This window comes from Caballeronia sordidicola, from assembly GCF_002220365.1.
Lineage (GTDB): Bacteria > Pseudomonadota > Gammaproteobacteria > Burkholderiales > Burkholderiaceae > Caballeronia > Caballeronia sordidicola_C.
The window spans coordinates 1-11,342 of record NZ_MTHB01000242.1 but is presented as its reverse complement, the minus strand read 5'-3'; the positions used below and the strand labels follow the sequence as shown (position 1 = coordinate 11,342).

Below are 11,342 nucleotides of genomic sequence, written 5' to 3'. Positions count from 1 at the left end.
ACGTCTTTGCGCTGTGGCCGTTGCGGGTATTGCCCGTGGCATTGGTCACCGCTTCGCTCTTGCCGTGGCCCAAGTGCTCGGACATCTCGGTTTCCAGAGCCCGCTCGACCAACATCTTGGTGAGCTGCTTGAGCAGCCCATTCTCGCCAATCAAATCCTCAGGTTTCTGGTAGTTCGCCAACAGGCTGTCCGCCAATTTGACCAACTCAGGATCGGGCTTTACTCGTTTGTTGCGCTTCACGACGGTCATCGTTGCTCCTAGATACTGGCAGTCTCCTGCCAAATGACCGTTTACACAAAACTAATTACACCCTCCCACCCAACCGCACCAGCAGACCTCCCGGTCCACCGGCGCGAGCAAACACAAACTCCAAACCCTACTTCAAAGCCCCACCCTGAAACCACGCCGCGATTTTTGAACGCTCACCATCGGTCATCTGGGTGACATTGCCTAGCGGCATAGCCTTCAACACCACAGCTTGCTGATAAAGCCGTTGCGCATTCAACGAAATCGACTCGGGGGTATCCAGCAAAACCCCCGCCGGCGCAGCCCCCATCATCGTGGGATGAGCTGCATGACACGTCGCGCACCGCTGCTGCAGGATCGGCTCAATATCGGCCACACGAATCGCTGGCGCACCGGCCACTGGCGCAACCGTCGGCACACTCTTCGGCATGGTCCATGCAAACGCGCCAAACATCAGCAGCACGCCAATCACCGGCAAATACCACAACACCTGCCCGCGATGACGCATCACAAAGAACTGTCGAATCAGCGCACCCGCCAACATGATGATCAGCAACACAGCCCAGTTATAAGGATGCGTATAAGTCATCGCGTAGTGATTCGACAACATCACGAACACCACCGGCAGCGTGAAGTACGTGTTGTGCACCGAACGCTGCTTGCCACGCTTGCCATAAATAGCATTGGGCACTTCGCCCTTGAGCATGGCGGCGACCATCTTGCGCTGACCGGGAATGATCACGAAAAATACATTCGCCGACATGATCGTGGCCAACGTCGCGCCGGTAATCAAATACGCAGCACGCCCTGCAAACACATGGCAAGCAAGCCACGCTGCGATGACCACATAGGCGCCCACGCAGATTCCAAGCAGGCCATCGCGATTGCCCAGCAACCGGCACAGCGAGTCATACACGATCCAGCCCGCCAGCAAGAACCCCAGCGCCGCTGAAACCGCCACCACGGGTCCCATATCGAGCACGTTCTTATCGATGAGATAAGTGCTCGGCGAGAACAGATACAACACCATGAACAGGCCAAAGCCCGACATCCACGTGGTGTACGACGGCCACTTCGACCAGTGCAGGTCGTCGGGCATGTTCGGTGGCGCAACCGTGTACTTCTGCATGTTGTAAAAACCGCCGCCGTGCACATGCCACAACTCGCCAAACACGCCGCGCTTGGTCGCAGAGGGATCCTTCGGCGGCTTCAGGCTGTTGTCGAGCGCCACGAAATAAAACGATTCGCCAATCCACGCAATCGCCACCACCACATGCAGCCAGCGCAAAGCAAGATTAAGCCAATCAACAATAAAGCCTTGCATGAAACGTCTCCACTACGAATTCTGTTATCCACACTTCAGACGGACGCCGGATAAAAATCAAGCAGCATCAGTCGGAGTAATCGACTCTCAAAGAAGATCTCAGCTACCGCGATACGTGCTGTATGCCCAAGGCGAGACCAGCAGCGGCACGTGGTAGTGCGACGTGGCATCGGCAATACCAAAGCGCAGCACCACCCGGTCCACAAAACGCGGCTCGGGCAAATCCACGCCGCTCGCCGCGAAATAATCGCCCGCGTGAAACACGAGTTCGTATTCGCCAGCGACAAAAGCGTCGTCCTGTAGCAACGGCGCGTCGCAACGGCCATCGGAGTTGGTGTGCGTGGTGAGAAGCGCGCGCCGGGCATCGCCGGTCAGCACGAAAAGTTCGACCTTGATACCGGCGCCGGGGCGGCCGTGCGCGGTATCGAGTACGTGGGTTGTTAGCTTGCCCATTCGCGTTGTCCTTATAGTGTGCGAGGAGCGGCTGCGCATCGAACCGTCTGAGTTCTCGTCTGTGTTCTGACAATCAGCGGCGGATCGAGGCTCCACAAGTGTGGCTACATACCCGTCGGCGTGAGAGGATGCGCGCCGTGTACAGCATTGTAAAAAGTTGCGGTGATCATAACGCCCGCGATAGGCAAGATAATCGCCAGCACATAACAGCTGCCTGCTTATTGCGCTTTCGTAAAGAAAACGTCAGTGTTCCGGCCCGGTTTCAGCCCCTTCCACCGCTTCCCGGCGATGCTACGCGAGCCAAAATTCACGATCATATCGAGTCTGTGAAGACAACTATGGCAGTGTTCGCATTGTCACGGGCTTTTTGGCTATGGACAGTAGCGTCTTGCACAGCGGCTTACACAGAGGTTTGCTGGGCATCCCGAAGACGGCGATCGACGCTGGGTAACCGGGTAACAGGCGCGGATTCAAGCGGTGCTTTTGTGCTTTTGCGCCCTCGGTAAAACAGTGAAATAGCGGAGATCGGCATGCAACAGAAACCCCGGACATTGCTGGTGAAGAACGCGCGTGTGCTCGTGACCATGGACGAGACACGACGCGAGATCGCCAATGGCGGTTTATTCATCGAAGGTAACCGGATCAAGCAAGTCGGCGCGACAAGCGACTTGCCGCAAGAAGCGGACGAGGTGCTGGACCTGTCAGGCCATCTGGTGATTCCTGGCCTGGTCAACACGCATCACCACATGTACCAGAGCCTCACGCGGGCCGTCCCGGCCGCGCAGAACGCCGAGTTGTTCGGCTGGCTCACCAGCCTGTACAAAATCTGGGCGAACCTGACGCCCGAGATGATCGAAGTATCGACGCTGACAGCCATGGCCGAACTGTTGCTCTCAGGCTGCACGACGTCGAGCGACCATCTCTACATTTATCCGAACGGCGCGCGCCTGGACGACAGCATCGCGTCGGCGCAACAGATCGGCATGCGTTTTCACGCGGCGCGCGGCAGCATGAGCGTCGGGCAGAAGGACGGCGGTTTGCCGCCCGATTCGGTGGTCGAGAAAGAAGACGCGATCCTGAAGGATACGCAGCGCCTGATCGAAACGTATAACGATGAAGGCCGCTACGCGATGCTGCGCGTGGTCGTGGCTCCCTGCTCGCCGTTCTCGGTCAGCCGTGAGTTGATGCGTGATTCGGCGCTGCTCGCGCGGGAATACGGGGTATCGATGCACACGCATCTGGCCGAGAACGTGAACGACGTCACGTACAGCCGCGAGAAGTTCGGTATGTCCCCGGCGGAGTATGCGGAGGATTTGGGCTGGGTCGGACCGGACGTCTGGCATGCGCACTGTGTGCAGTTGGACCGTGCGGGTATCGCGTTGTTTGGGCGCACGGGCACGGGTGTCGCGCATTGTCCGTGTTCGAACATGCGGCTCGCCTCGGGCATTGCCCCCATCCGGGCGATGCGAGACGCGGGCGTCACGGTCGGAATAGGCGTGGACGGGTCGGCATCGAATGACGGCGCGCAGATGGTCGCAGAAGTGCGGCAAGCGTTGTTATTGCAGCGCGTGGGTTTCGGTCCCGATGCCATGAGCGCACGGGAAGCGCTCGAAATCGCGACGCTGGGCGGTGCGAAAGTGCTGGGCCGGGATGATATTGGCGCGTTGGCACCGGGCATGGCAGCCGACTTCGTTTCCTTCGATCTGAGCCAGCATGGCTTTGCGGGCGCGCTGCACGATCCCGTCGCGGCGCTGGTGTTCTGCGCACCGTCGCAGGTATCGACGAGTGTGATCGATGGACGCGTGGTCGTGCGCCACGGCCAGTTGACGACAGTCGACCTTGGACCGATCGTCGAGCGTCACAACCGGCTGGCTGGCCAGTTGATCGCCATGGCCAACTAGGTTGGGGCGCTTACGTTCAAGGCGCTTCGATCAGCGAGCGCGTGGCATCGGCGACGAGGTGGCGCAGCCACCGCACTTCGTCGGAGTAATGGCAGCGCTCGTGCCACAGTTGGTAGTACTGCATCGGCGGGAAATCGAGCGGCGCCGGCACCACGGTCAGGGGCAAAAACTTGGCGTAGTGATCGGCGAACAGACGCGTGGTGGTGAATACGAGATCCGACTTGATCAGCACGTACGGCGCAAGATTGAAGTAGGGCAGCGTGACGACCACATGGCGCTTGAGGCGCTCGCGTGCGAGATGCACATCAATCGCACCGCGCTGGCCGACGGAATACGGTGTAGGCGCTAGATGCGGCGCGTTGAGGTATTGATCGAGCGTAAGTGCGCCGCGGCGGGCAAACGGATGATTGGAACTGACGAGACAAACGATCTTGTCGACAAAAAGATTCGAGAGATGCAGTTGTTCAGGCGGCTCGGGCCAGTTGCCCACCACGATATCGAGCTTGCCTTCCTCCAGCGCAAGTTCGTAGTCGAACGCGGGACCAAGCGAATGAAATTCTAGCGTGGCGTTGGGCGCGGCAATGCGAAAGCGCTCCACCACGGTTGGCACGAACAGCACGTTCAGATAATCCGGGCAGCCAATTCGGTAACAGCGCACGGAAGTAGACGGTTCGAAGTTGTGCTGCTGAACCTTGATGCGTTCGATTTCGCGCAGCGCGTTTTGCGTGGGCTCGAGCAGGCGCAGGCCGTACTCGGTCGGCACCATGCCTGCTTTGCCGCGCACGAGCAGCGGATCGCCGGTGATGTCGCGCAGACGCCTGAGCGCCGCGCTGATCGCAGGTTGCGACTGATTGAGCTTGACGGCCGCGCGCGTGACGCTGCGCTCCATCAAGAGGGTATGAAGGACGCGTAACAGGTAAGTGTCGATCGCTTCGCGTTGCTGACTCATCTGCTCTCCAATATACGGTCAGGCTGATCGACCAGGGTGCACAACATATCGTTTTTAATATGACACATTGTTTTCGTCAAGCTGGGCATACCCGCAAGCACGTTCGTTGCAAGCTGTGCAACACCGTGTTGTTGCTAATTGCGCGCACTATTTTGAGTAATCGACGGCCCGCACCATTTTGGGTATCTTTTACTCGCAGACTGCAAGTTTGCGTTGCTGACATGCCGGTCAATCCGGTTTCGCGCAATTTCCGCACTTTCTGAGTCCATATGGGCGACGCCATTTCCTCATCCATTCAGCCGGGCGGTGCGCGACTATCGCGCCTCGCGCTCCACGGCATCAGCAAGCAATATCCCGCCGTCAAGGCCAACGACGACGTGACGCTCATCGTCGAGCCGGGTGAGATCCACGCCGTGCTCGGCGAGAACGGCGCGGGCAAGTCCACGTTGATGAAGATCATCTACGGCGCGGTGCGGCCGGACGAAGGCGAGATTCGCTGGGAGGGCGAACCGGTCGAGATCGGCAGTCCGGCGGCCGCGAGAAAGCTTGGCATCGGCATGGTGTTCCAGCACTTTTCCCTGTTCGAGACGCTGACGGTGGGCGAGAACATCGCGCTCGCTCTCGACGATAAATTCGATCTGAAGACACTCGGTAAGAGGATTCGCGAGGTATCGGCGGATTACGGGCTCGATGTCGATCCGCAACGCCACGTACACAGTCTCGCGGTGGGCGAACGCCAGCGTGTGGAGATCGTGCGCTGCCTGCTGCAGAACCCGCGCCTGCTGATCATGGACGAGCCTACGTCCGTGCTCACGCCGCAAGCGGTCAAGAAGCTCTTTACGGTGCTGAGAAGGCTGGCGTCGGAGGGATGCAGCATTCTCTATATCAGCCACAAGCTCGACGAAATCCAGGCGCTGTGCCAGACCGCGACCGTCATGCGCGGCGGCCGGGTGACCGGCAGTGTCGATCCGCGCAAGGAAACCCACGCATCGCTCGCACAACTGATGGTCGGCCATTCGCTGCCTGACTACACACGCCGCGAACATACGCCGGGCGAAGTGAAGCTCGCGGTGAAGAACTTGTCAGTGGCGAGCGCCGATCCGTTCGGTACGTCGCTGCAGGACGTCTCGTTCTCGGTCCACGCGGGGGAAATTTTCGGCATTGCGGGGGTATCGGGGAACGGGCAGGCCGAGTTGCTGGCTGCGCTCTCAGGCGAGATCCGCGATAAACATGTTGCGCCCGATGCCATCACTATCGTCGGCCAGCCCGCCGCGCGCTACAGCGCCGGTGGACGGCGCGCGCTCGGCTTCGCCTTCGTCCCCGAGGAGCGCCTCGGGCGCGGTGCAGTGCCGGCCATGTCGCTGGCGGAAAACGCGTTGCTCACTGGACATCGCGAGCACATGGTGCATGGCGGCTGGATCAGCACGAAGGCCATGCGCGCGTTCGCTGACCGCTGCATCAGCGCCTTCGATGTGCGCTGCGGCGGCAACGGCGCGCTCGCGCAAAGCCTGTCGGGCGGCAACTTGCAGAAGTTCATCGTGGGCCGCGAGATCTTGCAGGAGCCGAAGGTGCTCGTGGTCGCGCAACCGACCTGGGGTGTCGATGTCGGCGCGGCGGGTTTCATCCGTCAACAACTCTTGGATCTGGCTGCGCGCGGCGTGGCGATTCTCGTGATCTCGGAAGAGCTGGAAGAACTCTTCGATATCTGCGACCGCCTCGCAGTTCTCGCTCGGGGCAAGCTTTCTCCGGTCCGCGAAACCGGTCTGACTAACGCAGAAGAAATCGGCCTCTTCATGGCCGGTCTCTTCGATGGCAATCGTGCCGACACCGTCGCACTCGACACCACGGCCCCGACACAATGAATTTTCCCTATCGACTCGAAGCGCGCCCGACGCCGTCCCGTGCCATGCAGCTTGCCGTGCCGCTGGTCGCCGCGGTGCTGACGCTGATGATCGGCTTTCTGATTTTTACGATCGTGGGCCAGGACCCGGTGCGTGCGATGCACGGCTTTTTCATCGAACCGCTGTCGAACGTGAATGGCTGGTCTGAACTTGTACTGAAGGCGTCGCCGCTGTGCCTGATCGCGCTGGGACTGGCGGTGGGATACCGGGCGAACGTGTGGAATATCGGCGCTGAAGGGCAGATGCTGCTCGGCGGGATCGTGGCGGGCGGCATTGCGATTCATGTCGGCGACGCGACCGGCTGGTGGATCCTGCCGCTGATGATGGTTGGCGGCGTGATAGGCGGCATGGCGTGGGCGGCGATCCCGGCGTTGCTCAAGAGCCGTTTCAATACCAACGAGATCCTGACGAGCCTGATGCTCACCTACGTCGCGACGCAGTTGCTGATCTACCTGGTGAGCGGTCCGTGGCGCGATCCGGAAGGCATGAACTTCCCAATCTCGGCGATGTTCGGCGATTCGGCGCAATTCCCACGCCTCTACGCCGATTGGGGTTGGGCATGGCTGAAGGGCACGCGGATCAATGCGTCCGTGTTCCTGACGGTCATCGCGATTCCGCTGGTGTGGCTGTTCATGCGCAAGAGCTTTGCGGGGTATCGGATGAATGTCGGTGGACTGGCGCCGCTGGCCGCCCGCTACGCCGGTTTCTCCGATAAAAAGGCCATCTGGACCTCGCTGCTCCTGAGCGGCGGCCTGGCGGGGTTGGCCGGCATGGGCGAGGTGGCCGGACCGATCGGGCAATTGCAGGCGAGCTGGTCACCGGGATACGGCTTCACGGCGATCATCGTGGTGTTCGTCGGACGCTTGCATCCAGTTGGCATCGTGCTCGCGAGCCTGCTGATGGCATTGCTCTATCTCGGCGGCGAAGCAGTGCAGACGTCGCTGCAATTGCCGCAGGCGCTCGCCGGCGTGTTCCAGGGATTGCTGCTGTTCTGCCTGCTGGGCGCGGATCTGTTCGTCAACTATCGCGTGCGTCGCCGGGTCGCGGCGCATGCACATTCGTAATTAAAGCGGACTAGAAAACCTATGGATATCAATCAGGCCAGTTCGCTTTCCTCCAGCGCTGTCGTCGCCGCTATTCCGTTGATGTTCGCCGGTGCAGGTGAGCTCGTCGCCGAGAAGTCGGGGGTGTTGAACCTTGGCGTGGAAGGAATGATGCTGATGGGCGCGGTCACCGGTTACGCCGTCACTGCGATCACCGGCAATCCGTGGCTCGGCATTCTGGGCGCGATTGTGGCGGGCGTGCTGATGTCGCTTGTGTTCGCGTTCCTCACCATCACCATGCTCGCGAATCAGGTTGCCACGGGGTTATCGCTGACTATTTTCGGCATCGGTTTTTCGGCGTATATCGGCAAGCCTTATACGTCGGCGGCGGTGCGTGCGACTATCGGCGTGCTGCCCATTCCCGGTCTGACGTCCATTCCCGTCATCGGCCCCGCGTTTTTCACGCTGACGCCGCTGGGTTATCTCGCGTTCATCATGTTTGGCGTGATCAGCTGGTTCTTGTATCGGACCCGCGCCGGGTTGGTATTGCGCTCGGTGGGCGAGTCGCCTTCGGTCGCGCATTCCGTGGGTTTTCCGGTAGTCGGCGTGCGCTACGGCGCGACGCTTTTCGGTGGCGGCATGGCGGGTATTGCGGGCGGCTATTACTCGATCGTCTACCTGCATTTGTGGCAGGAACAGCTTACGTCGGGGCGCGGGTGGATCGCCTTGGCGCTGGTCGTGTTCGCGACGTGGCGCCCAGGGCGCTTGTTGATCGGCGCATTGCTGTTCGGTGCGGTGATGGCGCTGCAGTTCTACGCGCAGGCCATTGGCGTGCCCATTCCCACGCAATTCCTCGCCATGTTGCCGTACATCGCGACGATCGTCGTGCTGGTGCTTATTTCGCGCAATCCCAACACGATCAAGCTGAACGCGCCTGCGTCGCTCGGCAAGCCGTTTTTTGCGGCTAGCTGAGGGTGACGAGGTGTCGGGGCGGGGTGCTTGCGGCGTGGCCTGTGGTCTCTTAGCCTGAACGGAATACGGATGCGTGACTCATCAGGCGTTGACGCGTAACACCCGCGAGCGGGGCCAGCCCAATGATCGATAGGTGCGTTCGTTGTACGGGGTGACACGCTTGAAAGGCGGACTGACTTTGCGAGCCACGGCCCGATTCTGGCCCATGACACTGCGGCACGATTTTTACAAACACATCGAAAACATCGACAGGAGAAACACAATGAAGAAAAGCTGGCTGAACACCTTGGGCGCAGCCGGAGCCGTGGGCACGATGCTCGCGCTATCCGCCACGATGGTCGCAGCCCCCGCGCGGGCCGCCGACGCGCCGGGTATTGCGTTTGTCTACCTCGGGAACCCCGGCGATGCAGGCTGGACCTTTGCCCACGATGCCGGCACGAAGGAAGTGGAGGCCAAGTACGGCAGCAAGATCAAGATCACGCGAGTCGAAGACGTGCCGGAATCGGCGGATTCGGAGCGCGTGTTCCGCGATCTGGCCGCGAAGGGCAACAAGGTAATTGTTGGGACCAGCTTTGGTTACCAGGACTTTGAATTGAAAGTGGCGCGTGATTACCCGGACATTACGTTCCTGACTGCGACGGGCTACAAGAAGGCGAAAAACTTTGGCGTCTACGATAACCGCATGTACCAGGGCGCGTATCTCGCTGGTGTCGCGGCGGGGTACGTTACGAAGACGAACACGCTGGGGTTTGTTGCATCGGTGCCGATTCCTGAAGTGATCCGCAACATCAACGCGTATACGCTGGGGGCGCGGTCGGTCAATCCGAAGATCCATACGAAGGTAATCTGGATCAATAGCTGGTTTGACCCGGGCAAGGAAAAGCAGGCGGCGGAAACGCTGATCGGGCAGGGTGCTGACGTGCTGTTGCAGAACACCGATTCGAACGCGACGCTGGCGACGGCGGCCGAGAAGAAAGTCTACGCATTCGGTTGGGATTCGAACATGCAGAAGTTTGGTCCGAGCGCGCACTTGGGCTCGGTCGTGCAACATTGGGAGGTTTATTACAACACGATGGTCCAGCAGCTTCTGGATGGCAAGGTCAAGACTGATCCGGTCTGGCTGGGAATGCCGCAGAAGGCGGTGAATCTCGAGGACCTGAATACGGCGGTGGTGCCGGCCAAGGCAGTACAGGCTGTCGACGCCAAGCGTGAACAACTGCAGAGCGGCAAGTGGGACGTGTTCATGGGTCCGATCAAGGATCAGTCGGGTGCGGTCAAGATTGCGGCTGGCCAGAATTTGACTGATCCTGAGTTACAACGAATCAACTGGTATGTTGAGGGCGTTGACGGGTCGTTGCCGAAGTAGTTTTGGGGCGGGGCAGTTTGCAAAGTCGGTGCGAGGGCGTGCGACTTCGCAAAACTTACCTGTTGTTTGTCATCGTTTCCGTCATAAGAAAAGGCCGCGCTTTGGATAAGCGCGGCCTTTGTTGTCTGCGTCGCGATTAATCTTAATCGTCGATTCGCAGTCCAACTTTAAGCGTGACCTGCCAGTGCGCGATCTTGCCGTCCTCGACTTGCCCGCGGGTGCCGATGACTTCAAACCAATGAAGGTTGCGGAGGGTTTTTGAGGCTTTTTCGAGTGCTACACGAATTGCATCGTCGCTTGATTGAGTCGATGACCCGGTGAGTTCGATTTGTTTGTACACGTGATTGGTCATTGTTTTCTCCTTTGATTGCTGCCAGTTGGCATTGCACATTGAAGTGGCGTTCGTTTGACTGAGCAAATCATGCGCCAAGGGGGGATCGTTCGCACTCGGTTTTTTTACGGGGGACAGGGAGGGGTGGTCTGGGGCGGGTTAGCCAGGTTCTGGGGTTAGCGGTTGGAGTCGGTGCCGGGGTGCCAGGTTCCTGTGTCAGCGGTCGGAGTCAGTGCCGGGTTGCCAGGTTCCGGAGTTGGCGGTCTAAGTCATTGCCGGGTTGCTGCTGCTTAAGTTAGTGGTCTGCGCGAGTCGGGATATTCTCTTTAGCACTGTTAGCCACTGTGCGTGGCGGCACGTCATTTCTTGGTCCTTAGCGACAAAGAAACGAAGCAAAGAAAACGCTTTCAAACCACGCTACCCTAAGAGACTGTTGCGAAATTACGAAAAGGGGCTGTTAACTTTTTGGCTCGGGTGTTAACTTCTGTCTTGTTTTCCCTGACAGGAGGGGGTGTAATTAGTTTTGTGTAAACGGTCATTTGGCAGGAGACTGCCAGTATCTAGGAGCAACGATGACCGTCGTGAAGCGCAACAAACGAGTAAAGCCCGATCCTGAGTTGGTCAAATTGGCGGACAGCCTGTTGGCGAACTACCAGAAACCTGAGGATTTGATTGGCGAGAATGGGCTGCTCAAGCAGCTCACCAAGATGTTGGTCGAGCGGACTCTGGAAACCGAGATGTCCGAGCACTTGGGCCACGGCAAGAGCGAAGCGGTGACCAATGCCACGGGCAATACCCGCAACGGCCACAGCGCAAAGACGTTGCAAGGCGAGTTTGGCGAATTGCCGCTCGATA

Annotated in this window: 11 protein-coding genes; 6 read left to right on the top strand and 5 right to left on the bottom strand. The window is 59.5% G+C overall.

Annotation, left to right across the window (positions count from 1 at the left end; genetic code table 11):
• The 3 genes from BSU04_RS33610 to uraH all read right to left on the bottom strand — a co-directional run.
• A partial coding sequence (locus tag BSU04_RS33610) for a transposase (RefSeq protein WP_179258527.1) occupies positions 1-250 on the bottom strand: 250 nt, incomplete at its 3' end.
• Positions 251-377: 127 nt separating this feature from the next.
• The gene (locus BSU04_RS33605) at positions 378-1,571 is read right to left on the bottom strand and encodes a urate hydroxylase PuuD (RefSeq protein ID WP_089164587.1); all 1,194 of its coding nucleotides are present in this window, start codon (positions 1,569-1,571) and stop codon (positions 378-380) included.
• 99 nt (positions 1,572-1,670) lie between these two features.
• Positions 1,671-2,024, bottom strand: a complete 354-nt coding sequence (uraH, locus tag BSU04_RS33600; protein ID WP_089164586.1) for a hydroxyisourate hydrolase — start codon at positions 2,022-2,024, stop codon at positions 1,671-1,673.
• Positions 2,025-2,554: 530 nt separating this feature from the next.
• On the opposite strand from uraH, the gene BSU04_RS33595 reads away from it, so the two are divergent.
• On the top strand, positions 2,555-3,925 hold the full coding sequence (locus BSU04_RS33595; RefSeq protein WP_089164585.1) for an 8-oxoguanine deaminase: 1,371 nt from the start codon (positions 2,555-2,557) through the stop codon (positions 3,923-3,925).
• Positions 3,926-3,941: 16 nt separating this feature from the next.
• Here BSU04_RS33595 and BSU04_RS33590 read toward each other — a convergent pair whose 3' ends face one another.
• Complete coding sequence (locus BSU04_RS33590; protein ID WP_047896764.1) at positions 3,942-4,874, bottom strand: LysR substrate-binding domain-containing protein; 933 nt, start codon at positions 4,872-4,874, stop codon at positions 3,942-3,944.
• A 269-nt stretch (positions 4,875-5,143) separates the two neighbouring features.
• On the opposite strand from BSU04_RS33590, the gene BSU04_RS33585 reads away from it, so the two are divergent.
• The 4 genes from BSU04_RS33585 to BSU04_RS33570 all read left to right on the top strand — a co-directional run bounded on the left by BSU04_RS33585 (position 5,144) and on the right by BSU04_RS33570 (position 10,156).
• Positions 5,144-6,736 carry an ABC transporter ATP-binding protein gene (locus BSU04_RS33585; RefSeq protein ID WP_089164584.1) on the top strand — a complete coding sequence of 531 codons (1,593 nt, stop codon included), beginning with the start codon at positions 5,144-5,146 and terminating at the stop codon, positions 6,734-6,736.
• Entirely contained in the window at positions 6,733-7,839 is a 1,107-nt protein-coding gene (locus BSU04_RS33580) for an ABC transporter permease (RefSeq protein WP_089164583.1), read from the top strand. The genes BSU04_RS33585 and BSU04_RS33580 overlap by 4 nt, the downstream gene beginning before the upstream one ends.
• A gap of 21 nt (positions 7,840-7,860) precedes the next feature.
• The gene (locus tag BSU04_RS33575) at positions 7,861-8,790 is read left to right on the top strand and encodes an ABC transporter permease (RefSeq protein WP_089164582.1); all 930 of its coding nucleotides are present in this window, start codon (positions 7,861-7,863) and stop codon (positions 8,788-8,790) included.
• A 262-nt stretch (positions 8,791-9,052) separates the two neighbouring features.
• A complete protein-coding gene (locus tag BSU04_RS33570; protein ID WP_089164581.1) occupies positions 9,053-10,156 on the top strand; it encodes a BMP family ABC transporter substrate-binding protein in 1,104 nt (367 codons plus the stop codon).
• 142 nt (positions 10,157-10,298) lie between these two features.
• On the opposite strand, the gene BSU04_RS33565 is transcribed toward BSU04_RS33570, so the two are convergent.
• Entirely contained in the window at positions 10,299-10,508 is a 210-nt protein-coding gene (locus tag BSU04_RS33565) for a dodecin (protein WP_089164580.1), read from the bottom strand.
• A 551-nt stretch (positions 10,509-11,059) separates the two neighbouring features.
• Here BSU04_RS33565 and BSU04_RS33560 point away from each other — a divergent pair.
• A partial coding sequence (locus BSU04_RS33560; RefSeq protein ID WP_179258526.1) for a transposase occupies positions 11,060-11,342 on the top strand: 283 nt, incomplete at its 3' end.

Coding starts and splice junctions, on each gene's coding strand:
- BSU04_RS33605 (WP_089164587.1), bottom strand. CDS start 1,571: ATGCAAGGCTTTATTGTTGATTGGCTTAATCTTGCTTTGCGCTGGCTG.
- uraH (WP_089164586.1), bottom strand. CDS start 2,024: ATGGGCAAGCTAACAACCCACGTACTCGATACCGCGCACGGCCGCCCC.
- BSU04_RS33595 (WP_089164585.1), top strand. CDS start 2,555: ATGCAACAGAAACCCCGGACATTGCTGGTGAAGAACGCGCGTGTGCTC.
- BSU04_RS33590 (WP_047896764.1), bottom strand. CDS start 4,874: ATGAGTCAGCAACGCGAAGCGATCGACACTTACCTGTTACGCGTCCTT.
- BSU04_RS33585 (WP_089164584.1), top strand. CDS start 5,144: ATGGGCGACGCCATTTCCTCATCCATTCAGCCGGGCGGTGCGCGACTA.
- BSU04_RS33580 (WP_089164583.1), top strand. CDS start 6,733: ATGAATTTTCCCTATCGACTCGAAGCGCGCCCGACGCCGTCCCGTGCC.
- BSU04_RS33575 (WP_089164582.1), top strand. CDS start 7,861: ATGGATATCAATCAGGCCAGTTCGCTTTCCTCCAGCGCTGTCGTCGCC.
- BSU04_RS33570 (WP_089164581.1), top strand. CDS start 9,053: ATGAAGAAAAGCTGGCTGAACACCTTGGGCGCAGCCGGAGCCGTGGGC.
- BSU04_RS33565 (WP_089164580.1), bottom strand. CDS start 10,508: ATGACCAATCACGTGTACAAACAAATCGAACTCACCGGGTCATCGACT.